The following is a 25,663-nucleotide window of genomic DNA, read 5'->3' as shown; positions in this document are numbered from 1 at the left end:
GGGTACTCGCAGGCACTCCCTCGCGACTCGGCGTCGGCGCACCATGGTGCGCATGGACCGATCGAGCGCGCTCGCGCTCCGGGCGCGTGCGCGCGTGCTCGGCTCGCTCGCGGCGCTCGCGGCGCTGACCGTCGCGGGCTGCGCACCCGCGGCGGCGCCGGCGTCAGCGTCTGCGTCTACGTCCGACGACCTCGTGACCACCGGCACGCCGCAGCCTGCGACGATCGACGCCGCGACGATCGCCGGCGAGCGAGCGGACATCGCCTGGCCCGACGGGGTGCAGGCTGCCGCCTTCGAGGTCGAGGGCCTCGACGGCGCGATCGACGCGAGCGGCGACGACGGTCGCCTGCCGATGGCGAGCATCGCGAAGCTCGTGCTCGTGCTGACCGTGCTCGAGCGGATGCCGTTGGAGTCCGGGCAGCCGGGGCCGACGCTCACGGTCACCGAGACCGACCTCGCGCTGCGCTCGCAGGCGGCGCGCCGCGGCGCAGCCGTCATGCCGATGCAGCTCGGGCAGCAGCTCACGCAGCGGCAGCTGCTCGACGCCGCGATGCTGCAGTCGTCCGCCAACGCCGCGACGTCGCTCGCGCAGTGGGCGTTCGGCAGCCAGGAGGCCTACGTCGCCGAGGCGAACGCCTGGCTCGACGAGCACGACCTCGCCGACGTGGAGGTCGTCGATGCGACGGGCCTCAGCCGGCGCAACGTGGCACGCGCCTCCGATCTCGTCCAGCTCATGGACCACGTGGATCGCCAGCCGCTCGTGCGCGAGATCACCGGTCAGTGGCAGGCGGACATCCCTGGGCTCGGCGTCGTCGCGAACACGAACCGTGCACTCGGGCACGCAGGCATCGACTCCGGCAAGACGGGCAGCCTGAACGCGTCGGGGCAGACGGTGCTCGTGGGCGCGACGGCGGTGGTCGGCGGGCAGGCGGTGCGCATCCACGCGGCGCTCCTCGGCGTGCGCGGCGTCTCGCGCGACGCTGCGGTCGCGAGCCTCGTGGCGAGCGTCGTCGCGCAGGTCGTGGAGCGCGAGGTGCTCGCGGTCGGCGATCCCGTGCCCGTGTTCGACGTGACGGGGTCGACCGCATCGCAGCTGCACGCAGCGACCGCCGTGACGACCGTGGCCTGGCGCGAGACCGACCTCGAGGTCGCGGTCGCGCTCACAGGGCAGGTGGACTCGGCGACGCCGGATGCAGCGATCGCCGTGCGCGTTCGCGGACCCTCGGGGGAGATGGCGACGAGCGTCGCTCCGGCGGGCCCGATGGCATGGGAGTGGCGCATCGTGCACGTGCGGCGCGTCACGCAGGGCGTGCCGGAGGCGGTCTGACGCGAGCGGCGTCAGCCCTTCGCGGCCTCCGCGAGACGCGCGAGACCCCGCTCGAAGTCCTTGCCGATGAGCGTGTCCATGGACATGAAGCGGAAGAAGAGCGCGGCCAATCCCGTGTGCTCGCCCGACATCGTCCAGGTCACCTCGGTGCCGCCCGCGACGGGCTTCAGGATGAACGCGGTCGGGTTGGAGGCCTTGAACGGCTTCTCGAAGTCGACGACGAGGTCGACGCGCTCCGGCGCCGAACCCGTGATGCGCATCGAGCCCGTGCCGGCCTTGCGGTTGCCCGACCACGCGTAGCGCGCGCCGATGCCGTTGGCGGCGCCCTCGTACGAGCGGGTCATGCCGGGATCGACGTCCTCCCAAGGCGACCACGCCGTCCACTCGTGGAAGTCGTCGATGAGCGCGTGCACCGTCGCCTGGTCGGCGGGGACGACTGCGGTCCTGTGCACCTCATATGCGGTCATGCGCCGATCATGGCACCGGGCGGGTCCGCTGACGAGGTCGGGTCACCCACTCGCGACGGCACGGGGCCGTGTCAACGGCCTCGTGCCGTGGGCGCCGCACCGCGTAGCGTCCGGACTCCAGCGAAGGCATCCGACGGAGGGGGCCGCCATGAGCGACCAGCAGCAGCACGACGCACGCGACGAGGACGGGACGCAGAAGCCCGACGGCGTCGGCGAGGACGGCACGATCCCGAACGAGCCCGACGGCGTCGCCGCCGGCCATACGGGCGAGCAGTCGACGTTCGAGCCCGAGGAGGACGCGCAGGCGCCGGGAGACTGACGCTGGGGCGACGGGCGCGCGCGCAAGCATCGAGGGGGCGACGACCGACGAGGTCGTCGCCCCCCTTCGTCGCGTCGTCGGCTCGCGACGTCGCTTGCGCGCACCCGTCCCGCCGTGTGACGATGGAGTCGTTTCCGTCATGGAAACGTTTCCACGCGACGAGGCAGGAGCAGCGATGGCGACCATCAAGGACGTCGCGGCACGCGCAGGGGTCGGGCTCGGCACCGCATCCCGCGTGCTGAACGGCAGCGCGCAGACCTCCCCCTCGTCGCGCGAGCGCGTGCTCGCCGCCGCCGCCGAGCTCGGCTACGTCGCCCACGGCCCGGCCCGAGCGCTGCGCCGCACCCGCACCGACGCGCTCGGGCTGCTGGTCTCCGACATCCGCAACCCGTTCTTCTCCGAGCTCGCGCACGCCGCCGAGCAGGAGGCCCGCGCCCACGGCTACGCCGTGCTGCTCGCGAACGCCAACGAGGACGAGCGCCAGGCCGACGACGTGCTGCGCACCTTCGCCTCGCAGCGCATCGACGGCCTCATGCTGTCGCCGCAGGGGCCCGCGACGCCGCAGCTCGCGTCGCTGCTCGAGCGCGACGTGCCGATCGTGCTGCTCAACCGCCGCATCGAGGGCGTCGACCTGCCGTTCTTCGGCACCGACAACGAGCAGGGCGTCGGCCTCGTGCTCGAGCACCTGCAGCGCCGCGGCCACCGCGACGTCGCCTACGTCGGCGGCACGCCCACGATGTCGACGGGCGTCGAGCGCGCCCGCACCTACCTCGGCGGTCGTGCCGCGCACGGCATCAGCACCGACGACGCGTTCGTCGAGGCCGGCGACTTCCAGACCGAGGGCGCCGCGGCCGCGATGCTGCGCATCCTCGACCGCGGCGTGCAGCCCACCGCCGTGTTCGGCGCCAACGGCGCCACGACCGTCGGCGTGCTGCGCGCGCTGCGCGAGCGCCTCGGATCGGATGCCGCGGCCGCGATCGAGGTCGTGTCGTTCGACGACTTCGACTGGTTCGCCTACGCCTCCCCCGCCATCACCGCCGTGCGCAACGACGCCTCCGCCATCGGGCGCGCCGCCGTGCAGGGCGTGCTCGCGCTGCTGCGCGGCGAGCCGGCCGAGTCGGTGCGCGTCGCCACGACGCTCATCGACCGCTCGGGCCGCTGACCCACGACCACCCTCACGAAGGAGCACCATGCGCATCGCCCTCGGCGCCGACCATGCCGGCTACCCGCTCAAGGACGCCGTCCGCACCGCCATCGAGGCCCTCGGCCACGAGGTCGTCGACTGCGGCACGCACTCGACCGACCCCGTCGACTTCCCCGACATCACGCAGGCCACGTGCGCGCCCGTCACCGCGGGCGAGGCCGACCGCGCCATCCTCGTGTGCGGCACCGGCCAAGGCGCCATCATGGCCGCCAACAAGCTGCCCGGCATCCGCTGCGGCCTCGCCCACGAGCCGTACTCCGCGCACCAGGCCGTGGAGCACGACGACGCCAACGTCATCGCGATGGGCGCCTGGCTCGTGCCGCACGCGCTCGTGCCGTCGATCGTCGCCGAGTTCCTCGCCGCCACGTTCGACGACGACGAGGACACCCACCGCCGCGTCGACAAGCTCAACGCCCTCGACCACCTGACCCCCACGCACTGACCCACCCCGCGCCTCGGCGCGACCGGGATCGAAGGAGATCCAGCATGACCACCGCATCCGAGCCCATCGCGGCGCCGCAGACCAGCCCGAGCCCGCGCGGCTCGAAGGACCGCGTCAAGACCGCCATCGCCGCCGGCGTCGGCACGAGCGTCGAGAACTACGACTTCGTCTCGTACGGCACCGCCGCGGCGCTGTACTTCGGCGTCGTGTTCTTCCCGGCCGACGACCCGCTCGTGCGCAACCTGCTCGCGTTCTCGACGCTCGCGGTCGGCTTCCTCATGCGCCCGCTCGGCGGCGCGATCGGCGGCTACCTCGCCGACCGCTTCGGCCGGAAGCCCGTGCTCGTCGCCGCGATGATCGTCATGGGCGGTGCGACGTTCGTCATCGGCCTGCTGCCGACGTTCGACCAGATCGGCATCGCCGCGCCCATCATCCTCACCGTCATCCGCATGGTGCAGGGCCTCGCGTTCGGCGCCGAGTGGGGCGGCGCCATCACGATGGCGTACGAGCACGCGCCCTGGCACCGGCGAGGGATGTTCGCCGCGATCCCGCAGTCGGGCAACCCCCTCGGCATCGCGCTCGCGACGGCGATGTTCGCCTGGTCGTCGACGCTCGAGGGCGACTGGCAGTGGCGCACGCCCTTCCTCTTCTCGTCGGTGCTCGTCATCGTGGCGCTCGTCGTGCGCTCGAAGCTGTCGGAGTCGCCGGAGTTCCAGGAGGCGCAGGCGACCGGCAAGACCGTGAAGAACCCGCTGCTCACGACGCTGCGCGAGGACTGGCGCTCGATCCTGCGCGTCATCGCGCTGCGCGTCGTCGAGTCGTTCGCCTACTACTCGACCGCGACGTACCTGCTGAACCACATCGCCGAGCGCAACCCCGAGCTGCGCCCCCTCGCCCTCGGCGCCATCACCGTCGCGAGCGTCATCGCGATCGGCATGACCTTCCTCATGGGATCGCTCACCGACCGCATCGGACGCAAGCCCATCTACGTCGGGGCGTCGATCGCCGTCATCCTGTTCGCGTTCCCGCTGTACCTGCTCACGAACGACGGCATCCCCGCGCTCGTCGTCGCGACGTTCATCATCGGCATCGGCATCATCCACGCGTCGCTCACGGGCGTGCAGGGATCGCTGCTCACCGAGCAGTTCCAGACCGCGACGCGCACGTCGGGCGCCTCGCTCGGCTACCAGCTGGCTGCGGCGATCGGCGGCTTCGCGCCGCTGCTCGCGACGGCGCTCGTGGGCGTCTTCGGCTGGCCGGGCGCGTCGATCCTCTACATGCTCGCCGGCGTGATCGGGCTCGTCGGCATCCTCGTCACGCGCGAGACGTTCGGCCGCGCCGAGCGCGCCCGGGTGCAGGCGCTCGTGGATGCGGCGCGCTAGTCGACGCCACGGAGCGCTGACTGGTCGCAGTCGCACCGGACTGGTCGCAGTCTCGGTGCAGCTGCGACCAGTCACCGGGGGAGCTGCGACCAGCTCGGAGGCTCAGCCGGCGGCGACCGCCGCGAGCTCGCCGAGCACGAACGCCCAGCCCTGCCGGTAGGACGCGGCCGGCGCGTCGTCGGCCCACGGGCCCGAGTGGCGCACCGTCACGTGCGTGCCGTCGCCGACCGCGGTCAGGCGCACGTCGAACGCCTCGTCGACGCTCGTGCCATCGGCGTCGCTCCACGTCCAGGTCGCTGCGAGGTGGTGCTCGGCGGCATCCGCCGTCAGCACCTCGCCCGTGAGCACGATGCCGGCCGCGGGTGCCACGATGCGCAGCGCGCCGCCGGGTCGCACGTCGGCCTCGATGGTGGTGTCGGCCCAGTGCCGCCACCACCACGTGCGCAGCCCCTCGGCCGACGCGAACGCCGCCCACACCGCATCGATCGGCGCCGTCACCTCACGCTCGACCTGCAGCACGCCGCCGGCCATGCGCGTCCACGTCTCGTGCGCCAACATCGCGAACGGCCGCGGCGCGAGGCCGGCGAGGTCGTCGCCCAGACCGTCGAGATGCGCCTCCCACCCGGCGCCGTAGTCGGGCACGGGCTGCGACGCGACGAGCTCGTGCCGCAGGCGCAGCACCGTGCCGCCGTCGATGGGCTCGAGCGCGACCCGCACGATCGAGTCGGGCTCGCCCGTCCACGCCCACGCGATCGTGAGGCTCCGCTCGGCGTCGCACGCGAGCAGCCGGCAGTCGGCGCGGTCGTCCGGCTCGTCGCCGAGCCGCAGGCCGAAGGCGTCGCCGACGCGAGGGCGCTCGCCCGACTCGATCGTGCCGAGCCAGCGCGCGAGGCGCTCGGGCTGCACGAGCGCATCCCACACCTCGGCGGGCGTGAGGGCGAGGCGTCGTACGACGTCGACGACGGGGCGATCGGGCGAGCCGGTGAGGGCGCGGGCGAAGCCGCTGATCGTGACGGTCATGCCGATGCCTCCGCGGGCGTCGATGCGGGTGGTGCGGATGCGCGCACGTGCCTGCCCCGGGCGAGCTCGGTCTCGAGGGCGTCGAGTCGCTGAGGCCATAGTGCCGCGTAGCGCTCGACCCACGCGGTGGCGTCGTCGAGCGCGCCGGGCACGAGCGAGTAGATGCGCTGCGTGCCGCGCGGCTCCACCGCGACGACCCCGGCCTCGCGCAGCGCGCGCAGCTGGTTCGAGACCGCGGGCTGCGAGATGCCGAACTCGCCCTGCACGACCGCGCCGAGCGCACCGGCCGCCTGTGCGCCGTCGGCGAGCACCTCGACGATGCGACGCCGCACGGGGTCGGCGAGGGTGGCGAAGGAGTTCATGACTCATGAATATCACGCTTGACTGAAGCAAGGAAGCATTGCGACGCATGCCGCCTCCCGCATGCCCGTACCCCGATCGACTCCGTGCACCCGATCCGCGCTCGACTCCGCTACAAGGGGTGCAGGGCTGCACCTGCGGCCCGACGAGAGTCAGGAGGAGCGATGAGGGGCAAGATCGCGATCGGCAGCGCTGCCGTGCTCGCCATGTCCGTGCTCGGCGCGGCACCCGCGCTCGCCGCCGAGGGTGACGCGACCGTGTCGGTGCTGCACGCGGTGCCGGGCATCGCCGTCGACGTCTACGTGGACGGTGCGGAGACCGTGCCCGACCTGCAGCCGGGCACCCTCACCGAGCCGCTCGCGCTCGCGCCGGGCGCCCACGACATCCAGGTGTTCGCCGACGGCGACGATCCCGCCACCGCCGCCCCCACGATCGAGGCGAGGGGCGTGGAGGTGCCCGCCGATGCGGACGTGACGCTCGTCGCCTACCTCGACGCGTCGGGCGCGCCGGCGCTCGGCGCCTTCGTGAACGACACGTCGCCCGTGCCCGCCGGCCAGGCGCGCCTCACGGTGCGGCACCTCGCCGCGGCCCCGGCAGTCGACGTGCGCGCCGATGGCACGGTCGTGGTCGAGGGCATCGAGAACCCCGAGGAGGCGTCGCTGCTGACGACGCCGGGGATGATCACGGCCGACGTGGTGCTCGCCGGCACCGACGACGTCGTCATCGGCCCTGCCGACCTCACGCTCGCCGAGGGCACGACGACCATCGTGACCGCGTGGGGCAGCGCAGCGGACGGCACGCTCGGGGTCGGCGTGCAGACCGTCGGCTCGTCCAGCGCCCCGACGGGCATGCCGTCGGGGCTCGGCGGCACGTTCGACGGCGCCACGGGTCCGGGCATCGTGCTCGCGATCGCGGCCATGCTCGGCGCGGTCGCCCTCGTCGTCTGGCGGCGCGCGGCGGTCGTCGGGGCACGGGAGCGCTGATCCATCCGTGGCGCACGGTCGCCACGCCCGCCGCCCGGCTCCCGTCGCCCCCGGTGGGAGTCGGGTGCGACATGCGCGCTCGGCACGCCGCGCGGCCGCGATCGTCGCGTGCGTCGCCGTCGCGCTCGGCATCGTCGGGGGCGTCTGGCTCGTGCGCAGCGCAGGCGCGCTCGAGGCGTCGACCGCCGGGTCGGCACCGCCGGCCTCGGCGCCCGCGGCGTCCTCTGGACCATCCGCGCCCGTCGGCGCACCGCCGCCCGTCGACCGCTCCGACTTCGGCATCGATGCGCAGCCGAGCGTCGCCCAGGACGTCCCGGTCGCCGTCGCGATCGCCGACGTGGGGCTCGACCTCGCCGTCGTGCCCGTGGGCGTGCGCGCCGACGGGCAGATGGAGATCCCGACCCTCGTCACGGAGGTCGGCTGGTACGAGTACGGCCCCGCGCCCGGGAGCCCGGAGGGGTCGGCGGTGCTGTCGGCGCACGTCGACTCCGAGCTCGGCCGCGCACCCATGGCTGCGCTCTTCGACGTCGAGCCCGGCGCGATCGTCGAGGTCACCACCGCCAGCGGCGCCGTGCTCGCCTACCGCGTCGACCGGATCGAGCAGCTCGGCAAGCAGCAGCTGCCCCTCGACGCGCTCTTCGCCCGCGACGGCCCAGCCCTGCTGCGCCTCGTCACGTGCGCGGGCGACTGGGATCCGATCGCCGGCGCCTACGAGGACAACCTCATCGTCACCGCGTCTCCCGTCGATCGCGGCTGACCGAGGAAAGCAGGCCGGCCGTCACCGACCCGGCAGCGAGCCGAGGGCTGCGTCGATGAGGCGGCGAGCCCGTCGACGCTGGTCGTCGAGGTCGAGGCTCGACGCGTTCGGCGAGCTCGCGCGCGCGGTGAGGTCGGCGAGCATCGAGATCGCGGCCAGCACGTCGGCCGCCTCCACATGCTCGCCGACGAGCCCGGCTGCGCGGTCGCGCGCGACCACGACCTCGGCGATCGCACGGACGCGCTCGCCGAGCGGCGCCACCCGCGCGTCGCGCTGGTGCTGCCACATGAGGTCGACGAGCGCGGGAGCCAGCACGGCCTGCTGCTCGACGAGGTCGAGCAGGTCGGCCACGGTCGTCGAGTCCTCGGCCACGACGACCTCGACGGCGTCGAGATTCTCGTCGAAGACCGCGACGGCCAACGCGAGGCGATCGGGGAAGTGGCGGTAGAGGCTGCCCTGGCCGACGCCGGCATCCTTCGCGATCGCGCTGAGCGGCACCGCGAGCCCGTCGCGCGCGAAGCGCTCGCGCGCGGCAGCGAGGATCGCGAGCCGATTCCCCGGGCCGGCACTCGGCCCACGATTGGCCCTGCCCCGCGCATCGGTCACCGTGCTAGCGTACCCGACAACCGGACAGGGATGTCCGGTATCGACGAAGGAGGCGCGCATGAGCGCAGAGCGACTGACCGGCGACGACAGCATCAAGACCTGGCTCGCGCACCCCACGGGTGGCCCCGTGCTGCGCGAGCTGCTCGCGCAGGGCGGGCAGAGCGCCGACGCGCTGCGCCCCGTGGGCCGGCTCGCCATCAAGCGCCTCGTCGGCCTCAGCAAGGGCGCGTTCTCACAGGAGGCGCTCGACGCGGTCATCGCGCGAGCGAACGCGACGTCGACGGAGCACGCCGACGGGGCATCGTCGGACGGCCCGGAGGCCGGCGCCGGCGCCGAGACGCCGGCGGCCGCGGTGGTCGAGCAGCAGCCCTGGGTCGAGCGCGTCTCGCAGGGGCGCTTCGCCGATCGCACCGTCGTCGTGACGGGCGCGGGCTCGGGCATCGGCCGCGCCACCGCATCGCGCATCCTCCGCGAGGGCGGCAGGGTCGTGGCGGTCGACGTGTCGCAGGAGCGTCTGGATGCGCTCGCAGCCGAGCACGACGGCGCGGACGTCGTGACGCTCGTCGCCGACATCACCGATCCCGCCCGCGTCGACGACATCGTCGCGGCAGCGGGCGGCCGCATCGACGGCCTCGCGAACGTCGCGGGGATCATGGACGACATGAGCCCGATCGGCGAGGTCAGCGACGCGACCTGGCAGCGGGTGATGCGCGTCAACGTCGACGGCACGATGCTGCTGACGCGTGCCGTCGTGCCGACGATGCTCGCGCAGGGCTCGGGCTCGATCGTGAACGTCGCCTCCGAGGCCGCGCTGCGCGGCTCGGCGGCCGGCGTGGCCTACACGGCGTCGAAGCACGCCGTCGTGGGCATCACGAAGTCGACGGCCTTCATGTACGCCGGTCGCGGCATCCGCTGCAACGCGGTCGCCCCGGGTCCCGTCATCACGAACATCGAGGCGTCGTTCGCATCCGAGCTCGGCGCGGAGCGCGTGCAGCTGGCGATGACGGTGCTGCCCGACGCGGCCGAGGCCGAGCAGCTCGCGGCGTCGATCACCTTCCTGCTGAGCGACGACGGCGTGAACGTGACGGGCGTCGTGCTGCCGAGCGACGGGGGCTGGTCGGCCACCTGAGCCGGGCCTGGGCGGATCGGAGCGCGCGCCAATTACCGCGGGGGCGCACGCGAGTTCGTGCGGCTCGGGCGACGGGACTGCCGCGACATGCTGCGCGAGGACTACTCAATAGTCGCCGACCGGTACTCGGCTCGATCCAGTCGTCTGAGAAGCAGAGCGGGGGCACCGATGGCACCTCGCTGTAGGTGGCCGCGTGGCTGACCGACTCACGCGTCCTGCCGTGGGTGACGCCGCGAGCACGGTTCCGCTCCCTCCACGGTCGGGAGACGGAATCTCCGTCACTTGGTGAAGACGGAGCTGGCGGCCGCGCCGGGCGCGGCCGCCACATCGTCTCGGCTCAACAGCTCGTCTTGGTCATCGAGAACCCTCAGCCACGCTCGCGTGGTGCCAGTTGCGACGTGGCAGGTGTACTCGTCGGAGCGCCGAGCGCCGCCGTCCCAGCTTGTCGAGTACTGGCGGCACCTGCTGACCGCACCGGGAGCGCAGCACTCGATGCACAGGTGCGGCGTGATCGGGCAGGCGACCCACTCGCCCTGCATGTCGGAGCGGTGGGCTACTCGCACGCCTGGCACTCGGTGACGGTGGCGGCCTCGGTGATGGTGGTTATGGTCGCTCTCCTCACCCCTCATGTTTTCTTGCCGTGAAGGCGTCTTTGACGCCGCTAGGGCGGATGCCCGGAGTGCCAGCGACCGTGGAACACCGGAGTGAGCGCAGCGAGGGAAGATATGCCGCGAAAGCGCTGGCGCGGCGGGTGGCCGACCGTATGCTGCCGCAGGCTTCACGTCGAGACAGCGCGCGCCACTCGGCGAACTGCCTCCCACGACGCAAGCTGAAGTTAAGATTCAGGTCTACGCACAGGAGAGTCACTTGCCACCAGACGGGAAGATGGACCGCCGTTATCAAGTCTTCGTGAGCTCAACCTTCACCGACTTGAAGGACGAGCGGCGAGAGGTCATGCAGGCGCTGCTTGAGATGGACTGCCTCCCCGCTGGTATGGAGATGTTCCCCGCTGCGGACGACGACCAATGGACTCTGATTCAGGGCCAGATTGATGAAAGCGACTACTACGTCGTCATCGTCGGCGGCCGATACGGCAGCACCACTCCTGAGGGGATCAGCTACACCGAGAAGGAGTACGACTACGCGGTAGAGACCGGCGTCCCCGTGCTCGGCTTCGTCCACTCAAGTCCCAACGACAGCCCAAGAGGGAAGTCCGAACTCGACACGGTCGCGATCGAGAAACTCGATGCCTTCCGCGCGAAGGTGAAGACACGACTGGTGAAGCCGTACTCGAATCCAGCAGAGCTCGGGTCCGTCGTATCTCGCAGCCTCATGCGGGCCATGAAATCGTCTCCTCGCGAAGGATGGGTACGAGGACGATTTGCGATGGCACCAGAAACACGCGCCGAGATTGCGGAACTGCGAGCGGCGCTCTCTGATCAAAAGCGAGCAGCCGCCGAAGAGGCTGCCCACCCAGCCGCCGTCGCCCTGAACCCCGACTACGAGCAAGGATCGGACAAAGTTGCCATCGAGCTATCCATCTCTTGGTACTTCGGGGGTCATCGCGAAGCCGAGTACACGCTCGCTTACACGTGGGACAGCCTGATCGAACTTCTTGGGCCGCTCATGATTGATGAAGCTTCCGAGCAGTCCCTTCGCCGCACTCTTGCACAGGACATGATCGACTCGGCAAAGCGGGAGCACAGCGAACTTGCTGGCAGGCCCAATCTTGAAATCGACGTGAAGGACTCTTCCTGGGGCCAGGTCATCGTTCAACTGAGGGCTCTGGGCGCAATCGCCACGAGCACCAAGTCCCACGGAGTCACGAACAAGACGATCTACTGGTCGCTGACACCGGCCGGGGACCAACATCTAATGAAGCTCCGCGCCACGAGGCGTCAGGTAGCGGTCTAGAGGTCACCGGCCCCGGCGGAGCGCGAGGGGGACGCGTCCCGTCGCCTCGGTGGCCCGCACCCGAAACAGACGGGCGCGGACCACCTGGGCTGAGGCTATGCCTCGGTCGGCTGGTCGGCCTCGATGCATGCGGCGATGTTCTCGACGCCGCTGAGCTCGTAGCCCCATGCGGCGATCTGCGTCAGCTACGTCACGACCGGTCCCTCGCTGCCGCGACGCTTCCACGTGTACACGTCGGTACCGCGCTCGGATGCGAACGCGAGGGCGACGAGCGCGTACACGGGCTTGTTCAGCTCGGGCGTCAGCCGTGCGCCGGAGTCGCGACTGTTCGCTATCTCAGGAGCGCGTGCGCCTGGGCGTTCGCCGCGCGCACGTCGCTTCCGTCGAGGTCATAGCGGAAAAGCGCGATGCCGCCGGCTGCGGCGGCGGCCACCGCGCCGGAGGAGTAGGTACCTGACGTGAAGAAGGCCCCGGTGCGGTTCCCGGCGTCCATTTGGATCACGCCGACGAGCTCGCGCACCGGCGCGGGGCCTACAGTGCCGATGTAATGCTTCACCTGCGCGAGGACCGTGCTCGATCTGACATCGATTCCTCCATCGTTGGTGAGTCGAGTCGCGATCGCATCATGCACGCCGTGCTGGCGCATCCACGCTGCGATGTGTTCCTCAGCCTCTCGCGGCGTAAGGGACGTCCTGTGCTGCGACGACGTGAGTGCAGGCGTGGGCGCATTCGGCTGCCAGGGCTCGGAGCTGCGGATCCGCTCGAGGCTCTGCCGCAGTTGAGCTGCTTCCTCATCGGAGAGGTGGTCGCCGTCGCCACTGCGGCTCAGGATCGCGGCGACTCGGGCTCGGTCCGTCGACGCGCTAGCGGTCTTCGCGCCCGTGGCGGATCGGATCGCGACCACGGCGACGACGAGGAAGCCTGCGACGCCGAGGAGTCCGAGAACCCACGACAGAGAGGCGACGTCCATGCCGTGATCGTAGGTCTTGCCCTCGTCGAGGAGGGTGGAAACACGCCTCGAGCAGTTTCGCTCGCGTCAGCCGAGCAGACGTCGGAACCGAACCAGATCCTGGCGATCCCGCTCACGATATTCGGGCGGCGAGGCGGGGCTGTCCGCCGTTCTCTCGGCGCTCTCCAAGAAGTCTTCGAACGGCGTCTTCCCACTGTGATCGCGAATGTTGCGATCGGCTCCGTGACTCACGAGCAGTTCGGCCATCTGGCTGTCTCGCGCTGCGTGGCTGATCAGAGCGCTGTGAAGAGCCGTGCTCCCGACATTGCTGACGGCATTCACGTCGGCACCGGCAACGAGCAAAAGGCGTGCGGCGTCCCGATAGCCGTTGATCGTGGCGATGTGCAGCGGATTGTCGGACTTGAGCACGTTCCCGTCGGGGAACGCACCGAGTTGGAGCATGGTCCGCATGACCGGCACGTTGTCCACGATGGTCGCCATGCTCAGCGGCGAACGACCATCCGGAGGCGTGATGGAGTTGAGTTTGGCGCCCTTCGCAACCAACTCACGCACCCGGTCGGCAGTGACTGGCGCCCTCCCGCGGAGTTCGGCGTCGAGTTCGACAATGAGTGCCCGCAGCGCCAGTGTCTTGCGGAAGAAAACCATCGCGCCTCCAGATGGAACCGAGTGAGGCAATCGCCTGAGCCTGAGAGTAGAACTCTTTCCTCGACAGCAATCTGTTAGAGCCCCGCCGCTCGCAGACCGTTGTCCGACTCAGTCTCGCGACCGATGCACCAGTCCAGACGTCAGGCGGCGAGGCGCTGGGCAGCTAGGTCGAACAGGGCGCGGTGGGGAGGCCCGCGGCGGCTTGCGCTCGAGCGAGGTGAAAGCGGATGCGGCCGGCGATGCGGGGCATCGCGGGGTAGTGGTCGCCGGGCTTCTCACTCCACAGCCCGGGCGCGATCGAGCGACGCGCGTGCGTAGACGTTCCCAGAGTGGAGGCCGAGAGCCCCGTAGGTGAATACGTCGAGCGCGCTATTTCGTACGCGGGAGCAGAGGACTTCGAGGAGGTGCCCGCGCAACCCCGGACCCGCGGATGGCGTCGCCGCGCCGCGATGCAGCATCCTTGCTCGATGAGCGACGGATCCGTCACGCGGCCCACCCCCGACGAGATCGGCGCGGTCGGCGAGCGCGAGCACGATCGCACGATCGGCACCGTCGACCTCACACGCTGGCACGGGCCGCTCGGCGAGGCGACCGCGGCGGGCGCGCGCACGATCGCCCGCCGGTCCGGCCCGTACGCGGCGCTCGCGGCGGCCCTCACGGTCGCGATCGTCGTGCTCGTGGTCGCGACGGCGCTCGTGATCGGCATCTACGGCTCCATCACCACGAGCCGAGGCGTCGCGGGCGTCGACCGCCCGCTGCTCGACGACCTGCTCACGCTCCGCTCCCCCGCGCTCGACGCGACCCTCACGGCCGTCACGTTCACGGCGGGCACCATCGGCATGCCGATCATCGCCCTCACGGCGATGATCTTGCTCGCCGTGCGGCGCCGCTCGTGGACGCCGGTCGTGCTCATCGCCACGACCGGTGCGGTGTCCGTGCTGCTCACGATCGTCGGCAAGCGCTTCATCGATCGCGTGCGCCCTCCGCACTCGGATGCCGTGCCGCCGATCGAGCTGTCGGAGTCGTTCCCCAGCGGTCACACGCTCAACGCCGTCGCCATCGTCGGCATCATCGCGTACCTGCTGATCCTGCGCCGATCGAGCGCACGCATCCGGGTCGCGATCGCCACGGCCGCCGCCGTCTACGTCGTCGTCATCGGCTTCACCAGGGTGTTCCTCGGCCACCACTGGTTCACCGACGTGCTGGCGGGCCTCGTGCTCGGCGTCGCCTGGCTCGCGCTCGTCATCACCGCGCATCGCTTCTACCTCACGGCGCGCACGGAGAGGGAGGCGCGCGAGCAGGTCGCGCCGTCGCGCTGATCGCACGCACCATCTCCGCGACACGCCCGGGCGTGCACCGACCCGGCGCCGCTGCAACCGATGCGCCCCCACCTCCCGATACGAGGGTGAGGGACGCACTCGGCGGCCCCGAGAGTCAGGAGAAGCGATGAAGGGCAAGATCGCGATCGGCGGCGCAGCCGCACTCGCCATGGCAGCGCTCGGCGCAGCACCGGCGTTCGCCGCAGAGGGTGACGCATCCGTGTCGGTGCTGCACGCCGTGCCCGGCCTCACGGTCGACGTGTACGTGAACGGCACCGAGACCATCCCGGACTTCCAGCCGGGCACCCTCACCGACCCGCTCACGCTCGCGCCGGGCGCCTACGACATCCAGGTGTACGCCGACGGCGACGACCCCGCCACGGCCGAGCCCGCCATCGAGGCGACGGGCGTGCAGGTGCCGGCGAACGGCAACGTCACGCTCGTCGCCCACCTCGACGCGAGCGGCGCCCCCACCCTCGGCGCGTTCGTCAACGACACCGAGCCCGTGCCCGCCGGCCAGGCTCGCCTCACGGTCCGCCACCTCGCCGCAGCACCCGCGGTGGACGTCCGGGCAGGCGGCACGCCCGTCGTCGAGGGCATCGAGAACCCGAACGAGGCCTCGCTCGTGACGGCAGCGGGCACGGTGTCCGCCGACGTCGTGCTCGCCGGTACCGAGGATGTCGTGATCGGCCCGGCCGATCTGACGCTCGCCGAGGGCACGAACACCATCGTCACCGCATGGGGCAGCGCCGACGACGGCACGCTGCAGCTCGCGGTGCAGACGGTCCAGGCTCACAGCGCACCGACCGGAGTGCCCTCGGGCCTCGGCGGCGCGGCCGACGACGGCACCGCGCCGACGATCGTGCTCGCCCTCGCCGGCGTGCTCGGCCTCGCCGCAGCCGTGCTGTGGCGCCGCTCGCGTCTCGTCGAGGCGCGCGAGCACTGATCGACGAGCGGCGGTCGACGACCGCCGCGCACACCACCCGAGTCTCCGCCGCCCCCGGCGGGGGCTCGGGTGCTCGACCGAGGGGAGCGAGGGGATGCCGAGGCCTCGCACAGCACGCCGCGTCGCCGTGGTGGCGGCCGTGACCGCGGTGGCGCTCGCCGTCGTCGGCGGCGTGTGGCTCGCGACGCGCGACGGGTTCGACGTGCGGGAGACCGCATCGAGCCCGACCCCTGCTCCCTCCGTGGCGGCGGTGCCGACGGCGACGCCCTCGCCGTCGGCGCCCCCGACCGTCGATCGCAGCGATGCCGGCATCGGCGCGCAGCAGCCGACCGTGCAGGATGCGCCGGTGGCCGTGCGCGTCGACGCCGTGGGACTCGACCTCCCGGTCGTGCCGGTCGGGGTCCGCGACGACGGCCAGATGGACGTGCCGCTGTACGTCAGCGAGGTCGGCTGGTACGAGTACGGCCCGGCGCCGGGCGCGGATGCGGGATCGGCGGTGCTGTCCGCCCACGTCGACTCGGAGCTCGGCGCGGCTCCCATGGCCGCGTTGTTCGAGGTCGAGCCGGGCGCCATCGTCGAGGTCACGACCCAGAGCGGCGCGGTGCTCGAGTTCCGCGTCGAGCAGGTCGAGCAGCTCGGCAAGGCGCAGCTGCCGCTCGACGATCTCTTCGCGCGCGACGGCCCGCCGGTGCTGCAGCTCGTCACGTGCGCCGGGGACTTCGATCCCGTCGCCGGAGCCTACGAGGACAACCTCATCGTCACGGCGACCCCCGTGGCCCCGTGACGCGGTGCCCGGCTACGGTGAGCGGGTGACCGCGGAGGAGCTGGACGACGACGCGATCGCCGCCGCCTTCGTGGCCGGTCCGAGCGACGTCGGCCTGCGGCTCGCGTACGAGCGGTGGGGTGGACTCGTGCTGGCGCTCGCGCTGCGGGCCATGGATCGTGCGGATGCGGAGGACGTCGTGCAGCAGACCTTCGTGTCGGCGTGGCGGTCGCGCGACCGCTACGACGCCGACGCCGGGCCGTTGGGCGCGTGGATCGTGCGCATCGCCCGCCGCCGCATCGCCGACCACTTCCGCGTGGCCTCCGTGACGCGGGAGCGGGCGGTGGATCCGACCGACGCCCTCGACCGCGCCGAGCGCGCGCACCCCATCGACGTGCCCGACGCCGTCGCGGGCAGCATCCTCGTCGAGGAGACCCTCGCGGGCATGGATGAGCCGCAGCGCACGATCGTGCGACTCGCCGTGCTGGAGGATCTTCCGGCATCCGTGATCGCCGACCGCCTCGAACTCCCCGTAGGCACCGTCAAGAGCCACCTGTCGCGCACGCTGCGCCGACTTCGAGACCGATGGGAGGGAGCCCATGCCGCACATCCCGCATGACGACCTCGCCTGGCGCGCCGCCGAGGGTCCCGAGCCGGGCAGCGCCCTCGACGCGCACCTGCGCGACTGCCCGCAGTGCGCGGACGAGATGCACGCCCTCGAGCGCACGGTGCGGCGCATCCGCGAGGACGCCGTGATCGCCGAGCCGCTGCCGGCAGCGCTGTGGGATCGGATCGCGGCGGAGGTCGACGATGCCGACGCGCCTCGTGCGGACGAGCAGGCCGCGACCGGCACGCCGCCCCGCGTGCGCGACCGCCGCACCCGCCGGCCGGCCCGACGTCGCTTCTCGACCCGCGCCGTCGTCGCCGCCTGCGTCGCGACCGCGCTCGTCGTCGGTGGCGGCATCGGGGCAGGCGCATGGATCGCCCAGCGCCCGCCTGCCGAGACCGTCGTCGCGACGATCGACCTCGAGCCGCTCGCGAGCGGCCTCGACGACGCGTCGGCATCCATCGTCGAGCGCGACGGCCACCGCGTGCTCGTGATCGACGCGCGAGACCTGCCCTCCACCGACGGCGGCACCCTCGACGTCTGGCTCATCGACCCCGACGTCGTCGGCATGGTCAACGTCGGCGTGCTCGACGCCGACCACACGGAGTACGTGCTGCCCGACGACCTCGACCTGGGCGAGTTCCCGATCGTCGACGTGTCGATCGAGCCGCTCGACGGCGACCCCACGCACAGCGGCGACAGCATCTGGCGCGGCTCGCTCGCCTGACTCGCGCGACGCGCAAGCCCGGTGCGCATGGCGCCGTGATGCGATGGGCTGAAGGCATGCGAGCATCACGACCCATCGCCGTCTACCTGCGCGACCACGAGACCGCGGCCCAGGCCGGCGTGCGCGCGTTCCGCCGCGTCGCTGGCAGCCACCGGTCTCGGCCATGGGGCTCGGACCTCGTGCATCTCGCGAGCCAGGTGCGCGACGACCTGCGCACCGAGCAGCGCATCCTGCGCGCTCGGCGCGTGCGTCGGCGGCGACTCGCGGGCCCGATCGCGAGCATCGGGGAGCGCGTCGGACGACTCAAGGGCAACGGCGCCGTCGTGCGCCGGTCGCCGACGACCGACGTCGTCGAGCTGGAGGCGCTCATCGCCATCGTCGCCATGAAGCGGGCGCACTGGCGCACGCTCGAGCTCGCGAGCATCGGCGACGTCGTCGACGCGACGGCGCTCGTGGCCCGCGCCGATGCGCAGCTGCGCAGGCTCGCGAGCGCGCACGAGCAGGCCGCGGCGGCATTGCACGGCGCGACGCGACGCTGAGGGGCGTCGCCCGCTCCTGGTCTACTCGTCGAGCGAGGAGGCCAGGCGCTCGAGCTCGTCCCAGATCGCATCGATCTGCTCGCGCCACTGCAGGTCCTCGGCATCGCTGCGCTCGCTCTGCGTCGTCATCGAGGCCTACCTCGCGTCATGGTCCGGGTCGCTCGGCTCGTCCGCGACTCACGAGGTCGAGCACGGCACGCAGAGCGACAGCTGCAGAGCGGGGTCCGGGCTCTCGGCCCAGGATCCCACACCCCCCCGAGCAGCGGTCGACCGGCTCGCTGCCCCCATTCGCGAGGAGCGGCCCTGCCAGGCGGCGGACGACGGACGCCCACCCTGCGACGAGGTCGCGCGTCCCGCGCCTCCACCTCTGGACTCAGCCGCCGTCCAGCATCTTCATCGCCGTGTCGAATGGGCGAGGCTGGCACTCTCCGATGCCGAGTGCTAACTTCGATCTCGCCTTCGGGGCGACCGCCTCGCAAGGTACGCCAAGACACCAGGCTCGGCGCACGAGGCGTCGGGCTGACGTGAAGGAGGTGGTTGTCATGGCACTGACCTTCGACCCCTTTCGCGAGATGGATCGCTTCGCCGCTCGCCTGCTGACGGATGGTGGCGCGCAGCGATCGTCGAGCTGGATGCCGATGGACCTGCATCGCGTCGGCGATCGCTACGTCGTGCACGTCGATCTGCCGGGCGTCGACCCGGGATCGATCGACCTCGACGTCGACGCCGGCACGCTGACGATCCAGGCCGAGCGAACGCTCGGGGCAGCCGAGGGCGCGCGCTGGATCGCTCGCGAGCGACCGGCCGGCCGATTCACGCGACAGCTGAGCCTCGGACCCGACGTGGACCTCGACGCGATCCACGCGTCGTACGAGCACGGCGTGCTGTCGCTCACGATCCCGGTCGCCGAGCGCGCGCGTCCGCGCAAGATCGCGGTCGAGCAGCGCTCCGACGCGTCGGCGCTCACCGACGGCGCGCTCGAGCCCGAGGGGGCCCGCTGATGGCAGCGCTCGCCCGCTCCCTCCGCGAGCAGCCGTCGCCGGCGACCCTCGAGGACGACGTCGAGGAGCCGCGCTTCGGCACCTGGCTCGCGATGATCAACCAGGCGACGTAGACGCGGCTGAGGGGCCCGCCCACCGGGCGGGCCCCTCTCGTCTGCGACGCGACGTTGCTCGCGTGTGCGCTCGTCAGCGCACGCGGATGCCGGAGGGCTGGATGGTGACGTCGAAGCGGTGGGCGTCGCCGAGGAACTCGCCGTCGATCTCGAACGCATGCGGTTGCGGGAGGTCGACGTGGAGTGCCCGTGCACGACCGTAGGTGACGGTGTCGGAGCTGACGGACTCGTCGGAGCGAGCGGCCATCTTGGCGATGCCGTTGTCCCACACCATCGTCTTGAGGCTGCCGACCCACTGCGGCAGCGACGCGGCGCTCAGGAGCAGGTAGTCGAGCTCGCCGTCGGCGACGTCGGCGTCGGGCAGCAGCGTCAGTCCGGCCGGCAACGTGCCGCAGTTCGCGATGAGGAGGGTGTGGCCCTCCTCGTCCTTGCCGGGCTGGCCATCGACGGACAGGTGGAAGGGCACCACATCGCTTGCCGCGAAGGCGCGGCCCAGGGACTCGACGTAGGCGAGCCAGCCGGCCTTGGACTTCAGGTCGTCGTCGGTCTCGTCGATCATGTGCGCGTCGATGCCGAAGCCGACCATGACGACGAAGGCATGCCGTTCGTGGCCGCTGGCGAGGTCGACGTCGACCCATCCGACGTCGACGGCTCGTGCGTTGCCATCGGCGGCTCGACGGATCGCGGCGGGCAGGTCGTCGACGGGGACGTCGAGATTGCGAGCGAGGAGGTTGCCGGTGCCGAGGGGCAGGATGCCGAGGTCGACCTCCGCCTGCACGTCGGCGAGATGCTCGATGACGGCACGGACCGTGCCATCGCCGCCCGCGACCAGCAGCAGCTCCGGCTCGGATCGCAGCGCCTCCGCAGCGACGCCCTGACCCGCGTCGTCCTCGCTGGTCTCGAACCACGACACGGATGCGCCGGCGTCCAGCGCCTCGACGAGGTGGGTCTCGATGGCGTCCCGATCGGTCTTCGTCGGGTTCAGGATGACCGCGACGCGGGCGCTCATGCCGATGCCCCCTCGACGGTCGCGGATCGGAGCAACGTGAAGGAGCCCTCCTTCACGATCGCGGTCGATGCGCCTGGCTCGATCCCCTGCTCCGCATCGCTCGACGACGCCAGCTGCCACGCCTCGCCGGGGGCGTCCGGCAGGGTGAAGTCGACGGCGTTCTCGGCGGCGTTCAGCAGCAACGCGAACGCGTCGCCGCCGGGTGCGGTGAGCACGAAGGCGATCGATCGTGCGTCGGCGTTGTCCCAGTCCGCGTCGTCGAAGCCCTGCGCGTCGGAGCGTAGGACGTCGACCGTGTCGACGGCGTCATCGCCGGGAGCCTGACGGAACCACGACGGGCGCAGCGCAGGGTGGGCGGCGCGGAGCGCGATCAGCTCGCTCGTGAAGGCGAGCAGGTCCTGGTCGACGGCGTCCCAGTCGAACCAGGAGATCTCGTTGTCCTGGCAGTAGGCGTTGTTGTTGCCTCCCTGGGTGCGACCGAGCTCGTCGCCGCCGAGGATCATGGGCACGCCGGCGGACAGCAGCAGCGTCGCGAGGAGGTTGCGCTGCTTGCGAGCTCGGCGCGCGTTGACGCCTTCGTCGTCCGTGGGTCCCTCCGCTCCGCCGTTCGACGACCGGTTGTCGCTCTCGCCGTCCTGGTTGTCCTCGCCGTTCGCTGCGTTGTGCTTGTCGGCGTACGACGTGAGGTCGGCGAGGGTGAAGCCGTCGTGCGCGGTGATGAAGTTCACGCTCGACAGCGGCGAGCGACGGCTGGCCTCGTAGACGTCGGGCGAGCCGAGGATGCGCTGGGCGGTGGTGCCGAGCGTCGCATCGCTGCCGTTCCAGAAGTCGCGCACGTCGTCGCGGAACTTGCCGTTCCACTCCGACCAGTCGGCGGGGAACCCGCCGACCTGGTAGCCGGCGGTGTCCCACGGCTCGGCGATCATCTTGACCGGCGCGAGCACCGGATCCTGCGCGATCAGGGTGAGGAAGGCGCTGTGCAGCTCCGCGTCTCCGCCTTGCCTGGTGAGCGTCGTGGCGAGGTCGAAGCGGAAGCCGTCGACGTGCATCTCGGTGACCCAGTAGCGCAGCGAGTCCATGATGAGGCCGAGCGCCGCCGGGTGGCTGACGTTGAGGCTGTTACCCGTCCCCGTGGTGTCGAAGTAGCTCGACTCCTCCCCCTCCACGAGGCGGTAGTACGCGGCGTTGTCGATGCCCTTGAACGACAGCGTGGGGCCGAGATGGTTGCCCTCGGCCGTGTGGTTGTAGACGACGTCGAGGATGACCTCGAGGCCGGCTGCGTGCAGCGCACGCACGAGCGCCTTGAACTCGTCGACCTGCCCGCCGCCATCGCCCGCTGCGGCGTAGTCGCCGTGCGGGGCGAAGAAGCCGATGGAGTTGTAGCCCCAGTAGTTGCGCAGGCCCTTCTCCTCCAGATGGCTGTCCTGCACGAACTGCTGCACCGGCAGCAGCTCGACGGCCGTGATGCCGAGATCCACGAGGTGCTGGATGGCCGCCGGGTGTGCGAGACCCGCGTACGTGCCGCGGAGCTCCTCCGGCACATCCGGGTGCGTCTGCGTGAAGCCCTTCACGTGCACCTCGTAGACGACGGTCTGGGCGAGCGGGGTGCGCGGAGCGCGGTCGTCCCCCCAGTCGAACGAGGGCTCCGTCACGATGCAGCGAGGCGTCGAGGCAGCCGAGTCGGTCGGATCGAGGCGGTCGGGCTCGTCCATGTCGTGGCCGAACACGGCCTGCGACCAGTCGTAGCCGCCCTCGATCGCGGTCGCGTGCGGGTCGAGCAGGAGCTTGCTCGCGTTGTGTCGCAGACCGGCCGACGGATCCCACGGTCCGTGCACCCGGAACCCGTAGCGGGAGCCGACCTCGAGGCCGTCGACGATGCCGTGGAAGACGTGGCCCGTGCGTTCGGCGAGCGTCGAGCGGGTCTCCGTGCCCGCGTCGTCGAAGATGCAGCACTCGATGCGGTCGGCGGTCTCGGAGTAGACGGCGACGTTCCAGGCGCCGTCGACGAGGCTGACGCCCAGCGGGTACGGGAGGGAGGTCGGGGAGTCAGACATGCTGTCCTTCGCGTCGTGCGCATGCGCCTGAGTGCCGCATCTGTGCCGACGGTAGACGACTGCAGCCCACCGGTCGCATCGGTGTCGACGAGCGGCGACGGGCGACTACAGTGGTCCGCCGGCCTCGTCCGCCGGCCCGGCCATCACCGAGCGCGATCAGCGCGACTCGGCGTCCACCTCTCGACGGCTGCGCTCGAGCGCGGTGGTGAGCCACGCGTCGGCACGTGGCTCGCGATGATCGACCAGGCGACGTGGTCGCCACGAGGGGCCCGCTCGACGAGCGAGCCCCTCGACGTCTGCGCGCATCCCGATCGCCGGGACCTGCTCGACGGCCTCAGTGTCCGAAGACGCCCGTCAGGCGGGCTCGGCCGAGCGTGTGGCCGAACAGCTGGAAGCCCAGCAGCCCCGGCGACGCCGACTCGTCGATCTCGAGCTCAGCGACGTCGAGCGCGTGCACGACGAACATGTAGCGGTGCACGCCGTGCCCGGGCGGCGGGGCAGCGCCGACGAAGCCGCGGACGCCGCCGTCGTTGCGCAGCACGTGCGCACCCTCGAGTGCGGCGTCGGTGATGCGATCGAGCACCACCGCACCCTCCGAGAGCTCCGTGACGGATGCGGGGATGCCGAACACGGCGAGGTGCCAGAAGCCGCTGCCGGTGGGGGCGTCGGGGTCGAGGCACGTCAGCGCATAGCCCTGCGTGCCCTCGGGGGCGCCGCTCCACGACAGCTGCGGCGTCGCGTCCCCGCCATCCGGCGATGCCATCGCGGAGATCTGCGGCATCGGCAGCGTGTCGCCGTCGCCGAACGCGCTCGACGTGAGCGCGAACGACGGGACGGACGGCAGTGCCGCGTAGGGGTCGAAGGTCATTCGATGGTCCTCTCTGTTGGTGGTCTCATGCGGTCCAGCCGCCGTCGACGGGCCAGACCGATCCGGTCACGTACGACGCCGCGTCGCCGAGCAGGACCTCGACGATCGCAGCGACCTCGTCGACGCGACCCGGCCGGCCCGCCGGGATCTCGGCGCGCATGCGGGCAGCGTGCTCGTCGTCGCCCCATCCTGCGGCGGTCATCGGGGTCACGATCGACCCGGGCGCCACCGCGTTCACCCGCACGCCGACGGGCGCGAGCTCGATCGCGGCCGTGCGGGTGAGCGCACCGACGGCGGACTTCGAGGCGTTGTACGCCGCCTGGCCCTCGACCGTGCGCGAGGCGACGGCCGACGACAGCGTCACCACCGAGCGCAGCACGCCGTGCGACGACGCAGCCCGCGCGGCCCAACGCAGAGCCAGGAACGTGCCTGCGACGTTGACGTCGAGCACCTCGCGGAACGTCGCGAGCGTCGTGTCCGCGATGGGGGCGCGGCGACGGATGCCCGCGGCGTGCACGAGGCCCACGACGCCGTCGGCCGGCAGCGAATCCCACGCGCTCTCGTCGGCCACGTCGAATCCCTCGTCCGACGGACCGTGACGATCGAGCCGCACGACTCGGTCGCCAGCGTCCTCGAGATGGTCGGCGATCGCGGCGCCGATGCCGGACGCGGCGCCCGTGACCACGATGGAGCGCGGCTCAGGCACGAGCGACCTGCGCCTCCTCGACCGGGGCAGTCGTCGGCAGCACCCTGCGCTCGCCGGCGACGAGCGCCACCACGACGTAGGCGACGAGCGAGGCGGCGACGGCCACGACGATGGTCGGCACCCCCGCCGCCACCACGACGCCCGTGAGCCCCAGCAACGCGGTGGCGGAGCCGACGAGCATCGACGCCAGCGCCGCTCGTCGCCCGCCGAAGCGGGTGAAGAGGCCGAGCATGAACGACACGAACACGCCCGAACCGTACATGGTGAACGCCATGGTGAGGATCTGGATGATGCCGGGCACCAGCAGCGAGAAGCCGAGCGCGAGGACGCCGAGCACGATCGTCAGCACGCGCGACCAGCGCAGCCGCAGCACGTCGTCCTCCCGGATGCGCCGCATGCGCATGAGGAAGTCGTTCGTGATGTTGCTCACGGCCGCCAGCAGCAGCGCGTCGGCGGTGGAGATGACGGCCGAGATGATCGCCGCGACGAGGATGCCCGCTGCCCAGACCGGCAGCACGCCCTCGATGAGCGCGGGGATGACGCCGACGCTGGGATCGAGCTCGGGGAAGATCGTGCGCGCCGCCATGCCGGCGATCGCTGGCACGACCGCGAACAGCGCCGTCAGGACGCCCGCGATGCCCGCGCCGAGCGCGGCGGCGCGCGCGGACCGCGCCGCGAAGACGCGCTGCATCACGTCCTGCCCGACGAGCTTGTGCACGACGACCGGCAGCGCAGCACCGAGGAGGAACGACCAGCCCTGCGAGAGCGGGTTGAACGGCTCGTCGACCCCGGCCTGCGCGAACGTCGCCGCGATCGCCTCGAAGCCACCCGCCTCCTGCACGGCCATGACCGCCACGAGGACGAGGCCGCCGACGATGACGACGAACTGGATGACGTCGGTGACCGCGACCCCCCACATGCCCGAGAGCACCGTGAAGGCCACGATGAGCGCGGTGCCGATCACCGCTCCCCACGTCGTCGACAGTCCCAGGGCGGTCATCGACTGCGCGACCGCCCCCACCTGGCCGGCGAGGATGCCCGTGAGGGCGACGATCGAGAGCGCCGAGGCGATGAGCCGCACGGGCGTGCTCGAGAATCGATGCTGCAGCAGGTCGGGCACGGTCACGAAGTCGCCGCCGCGCACGCGCTTCGCGACGAACAGCGCCAGCACGACGAGTCCGGCGCAGATGCCGATGGCGAACGAGATCGCCGCGAATCCCACCGAGTAGGCGTCCTGGCTCGTGCCGAGCACGAAGGCGCCACCGAAGTTGGTCGCGAGCAGCATGATCGCGATGATCGTGGGCCCCATCCGCCTGCCCGCCAGCAGGAAGTCGGTGTCGTCCTTGACGCGCCGTCGCAGCCATGCCGCGACGAGGAACATCGCGACGAGGTAGGCGACGATCACGGCGGTGATGGCGACGTTCATGGGACTCCTGACAACGAATGGGGAGACTGCTTGCGTTAGTGCAGTCAAACTATGACTGGA

General features: G+C 71.6%; 27 protein-coding genes. 16 read left to right on the top strand and 11 right to left on the bottom strand.

The genetic code is table 11. The features are described 5' to 3' along the window. Nucleotides 1-52: 52 nt before the first annotated feature. Nucleotides 53-1,327, top strand: a complete 1,275-nt coding sequence (locus tag FS793_RS15430; protein WP_186329563.1) for a D-alanyl-D-alanine carboxypeptidase family protein — start codon at nt 53-55, stop codon at nt 1,325-1,327. Nucleotides 1,328-1,338: 11 nt separating this feature from the next. Here the strand turns inward: FS793_RS15430 and FS793_RS15425 are convergent, their stop codons facing one another. After that, a complete protein-coding gene (locus FS793_RS15425; RefSeq protein WP_144721938.1) occupies nt 1,339-1,794 on the bottom strand; it encodes an SRPBCC family protein in 456 nt (151 codons plus the stop codon). Nucleotides 1,795-1,942: 148 nt separating this feature from the next. On the opposite strand from FS793_RS15425, the gene FS793_RS16345 reads away from it, so the two are divergent. The 4 genes from FS793_RS16345 (at nt 1,943) to FS793_RS15410 (ending at nt 5,141) form a co-directional block, all read left to right on the top strand. Next, nucleotides 1,943-2,113, top strand: a complete 171-nt coding sequence (locus FS793_RS16345; RefSeq protein ID WP_186329562.1) for a hypothetical protein — start codon at nt 1,943-1,945, stop codon at nt 2,111-2,113. Between the two features lie 175 nt (nt 2,114-2,288). After that, a complete protein-coding gene (locus FS793_RS15420) occupies nt 2,289-3,275 on the top strand; it encodes a LacI family DNA-binding transcriptional regulator (RefSeq protein ID WP_144721936.1) in 987 nt (328 codons plus the stop codon). A gap of 28 nt (nt 3,276-3,303) precedes the next feature. Beyond that, nucleotides 3,304-3,759, top strand: a complete 456-nt coding sequence (locus tag FS793_RS15415; protein WP_144721934.1) for an RpiB/LacA/LacB family sugar-phosphate isomerase — start codon at nt 3,304-3,306, stop codon at nt 3,757-3,759. A gap of 44 nt (nt 3,760-3,803) precedes the next feature. Further along, a complete protein-coding gene (locus FS793_RS15410) occupies nt 3,804-5,141 on the top strand; it encodes an MFS transporter (RefSeq protein WP_144721932.1) in 1,338 nt (445 codons plus the stop codon). Nucleotides 5,142-5,243: 102 nt separating this feature from the next. Here FS793_RS15410 and FS793_RS15405 read toward each other — a convergent pair whose 3' ends face one another. Continuing rightward, a complete protein-coding gene (locus FS793_RS15405; protein ID WP_186329561.1) occupies nt 5,244-6,161 on the bottom strand; it encodes an SRPBCC family protein in 918 nt (305 codons plus the stop codon). Continuing rightward, a complete protein-coding gene (locus FS793_RS15400) occupies nt 6,158-6,523 on the bottom strand; it encodes an ArsR/SmtB family transcription factor (RefSeq protein WP_144721928.1) in 366 nt (121 codons plus the stop codon). Before FS793_RS15400 ends, FS793_RS15405 begins: the two co-directional genes overlap by 4 nt. Before the next feature lie 162 nt (nt 6,524-6,685). Between FS793_RS15400 and FS793_RS15395 the strand changes: the two genes are divergently transcribed. Then, nucleotides 6,686-7,504 (top strand): DUF4397 domain-containing protein, encoded by an 819-nt coding sequence (locus tag FS793_RS15395; RefSeq protein ID WP_144721926.1) that lies wholly within the window; start codon nt 6,686-6,688, stop codon nt 7,502-7,504. A gap of 64 nt (nt 7,505-7,568) precedes the next feature. Next, entirely contained in the window at nt 7,569-8,261 is a 693-nt protein-coding gene (locus FS793_RS15390) for a class F sortase (protein WP_144721924.1), read from the top strand. Between the two features lie 21 nt (nt 8,262-8,282). On the opposite strand, the gene FS793_RS15385 is transcribed toward FS793_RS15390, so the two are convergent. After that, nucleotides 8,283-8,867 carry a TetR/AcrR family transcriptional regulator gene (locus tag FS793_RS15385; protein ID WP_260980212.1) on the bottom strand — a complete coding sequence of 195 codons (585 nt, stop codon included), beginning with the start codon at nt 8,865-8,867 and terminating at the stop codon, nt 8,283-8,285. Nucleotides 8,868-8,925: 58 nt separating this feature from the next. Here FS793_RS15385 and FS793_RS15380 point away from each other — a divergent pair, with 58 nt between their 5' ends. Both FS793_RS15380 and FS793_RS15375 read left to right on the top strand, forming a co-directional pair. Beyond that, nucleotides 8,926-9,996, top strand: a complete 1,071-nt coding sequence (locus FS793_RS15380) for an SDR family NAD(P)-dependent oxidoreductase (protein ID WP_144721920.1) — start codon at nt 8,926-8,928, stop codon at nt 9,994-9,996. Between the two features lie 909 nt (nt 9,997-10,905). Next, nucleotides 10,906-11,910 (top strand): DUF4062 domain-containing protein, encoded by a 1,005-nt coding sequence (locus FS793_RS15375; protein ID WP_186329560.1) that lies wholly within the window; start codon nt 10,906-10,908, stop codon nt 11,908-11,910. A gap of 331 nt (nt 11,911-12,241) precedes the next feature. Here the strand turns inward: FS793_RS15375 and FS793_RS15370 are convergent, their stop codons facing one another. Further along, the gene (locus tag FS793_RS15370; protein ID WP_144721916.1) at nt 12,242-12,880 is read right to left on the bottom strand and encodes a restriction endonuclease; all 639 of its coding nucleotides are present in this window, start codon (nt 12,878-12,880) and stop codon (nt 12,242-12,244) included. 66 nt (nt 12,881-12,946) lie between these two features. Further along, entirely contained in the window at nt 12,947-13,525 is a 579-nt protein-coding gene (locus FS793_RS15365) for an ankyrin repeat domain-containing protein (protein WP_144721914.1), read from the bottom strand. Between the two features lie 467 nt (nt 13,526-13,992). On the opposite strand from FS793_RS15365, the gene FS793_RS15360 reads away from it, so the two are divergent. The 7 genes from FS793_RS15360 to FS793_RS15330 all read left to right on the top strand — a co-directional run bounded on the left by FS793_RS15360 (nt 13,993) and on the right by FS793_RS15330 (nt 19,427). After that, nucleotides 13,993-14,844 (top strand): phosphatase PAP2 family protein, encoded by an 852-nt coding sequence (locus FS793_RS15360; RefSeq protein ID WP_144721912.1) that lies wholly within the window; start codon nt 13,993-13,995, stop codon nt 14,842-14,844. Nucleotides 14,845-14,971: 127 nt separating this feature from the next. Then, the gene (locus FS793_RS15355; protein WP_144721910.1) at nt 14,972-15,790 is read left to right on the top strand and encodes a DUF4397 domain-containing protein; all 819 of its coding nucleotides are present in this window, start codon (nt 14,972-14,974) and stop codon (nt 15,788-15,790) included. Nucleotides 15,791-15,884: 94 nt separating this feature from the next. Next, entirely contained in the window at nt 15,885-16,574 is a 690-nt protein-coding gene (locus tag FS793_RS15350) for a class F sortase (RefSeq protein WP_144721908.1), read from the top strand. A gap of 25 nt (nt 16,575-16,599) precedes the next feature. Beyond that, nucleotides 16,600-17,172, top strand: coding sequence for an RNA polymerase sigma factor (locus FS793_RS15345; RefSeq protein ID WP_260980211.1), 573 nt, complete (start codon nt 16,600-16,602; stop codon nt 17,170-17,172). Further along, nucleotides 17,153-17,887 carry an anti-sigma factor gene (locus tag FS793_RS15340; RefSeq protein WP_144721906.1) on the top strand — a complete coding sequence of 245 codons (735 nt, stop codon included), beginning with the start codon at nt 17,153-17,155 and terminating at the stop codon, nt 17,885-17,887. The genes FS793_RS15345 and FS793_RS15340 overlap by 20 nt, the downstream gene beginning before the upstream one ends. Nucleotides 17,888-17,943: 56 nt before the next feature. After that, on the top strand, nt 17,944-18,426 hold the full coding sequence (locus FS793_RS15335) for a hypothetical protein (protein ID WP_144721904.1): 483 nt from the start codon (nt 17,944-17,946) through the stop codon (nt 18,424-18,426). 542 nt (nt 18,427-18,968) lie between these two features. Beyond that, nucleotides 18,969-19,427, top strand: a complete 459-nt coding sequence (locus FS793_RS15330) for an Hsp20/alpha crystallin family protein (RefSeq protein WP_144721902.1) — start codon at nt 18,969-18,971, stop codon at nt 19,425-19,427. 186 nt (nt 19,428-19,613) lie between these two features. Here FS793_RS15330 and FS793_RS15325 read toward each other — a convergent pair whose 3' ends face one another. The 5 genes from FS793_RS15325 to FS793_RS15305 all read right to left on the bottom strand — a co-directional run bounded on the left by FS793_RS15325 (nt 19,614) and on the right by FS793_RS15305 (nt 25,603). Continuing rightward, nucleotides 19,614-20,549 carry a diacylglycerol/lipid kinase family protein gene (locus FS793_RS15325; RefSeq protein ID WP_144721900.1) on the bottom strand — a complete coding sequence of 312 codons (936 nt, stop codon included), beginning with the start codon at nt 20,547-20,549 and terminating at the stop codon, nt 19,614-19,616. Continuing rightward, nucleotides 20,546-22,603, bottom strand: coding sequence for a glycogen debranching protein GlgX (gene glgX, locus FS793_RS15320; protein ID WP_144721898.1), 2,058 nt, complete (start codon nt 22,601-22,603; stop codon nt 20,546-20,548). The genes FS793_RS15325 and glgX overlap by 4 nt, the downstream gene beginning before the upstream one ends. 334 nt (nt 22,604-22,937) lie before the next feature. Further along, nucleotides 22,938-23,471, bottom strand: a complete 534-nt coding sequence (locus tag FS793_RS15315) for a YbhB/YbcL family Raf kinase inhibitor-like protein (RefSeq protein WP_144721896.1) — start codon at nt 23,469-23,471, stop codon at nt 22,938-22,940. Nucleotides 23,472-23,496: 25 nt separating this feature from the next. Beyond that, nucleotides 23,497-24,177: an SDR family NAD(P)-dependent oxidoreductase gene (locus FS793_RS15310; RefSeq protein ID WP_186329559.1), complete on the bottom strand. Its 681-nt coding sequence runs from the start codon at nt 24,175-24,177 to the stop codon at nt 23,497-23,499. Further along, complete coding sequence (locus FS793_RS15305) at nt 24,170-25,603, bottom strand: sodium:solute symporter family protein (protein ID WP_144721892.1); 1,434 nt, start codon at nt 25,601-25,603, stop codon at nt 24,170-24,172. The genes FS793_RS15310 and FS793_RS15305 overlap by 8 nt, the downstream gene beginning before the upstream one ends. Nucleotides 25,604-25,663 lie beyond the last annotated feature (60 nt).

Source organism: Agrococcus jejuensis (genome assembly GCF_007679035.1).
In the GTDB taxonomy this organism is placed as follows: Bacteria; Actinomycetota; Actinomycetes; order Actinomycetales; family Microbacteriaceae; genus Agrococcus; species Agrococcus jejuensis_A.
The sequence above is the reverse complement of the archived record's forward strand: the minus strand, read 5'-3'. Positions and strand labels throughout refer to the sequence as shown.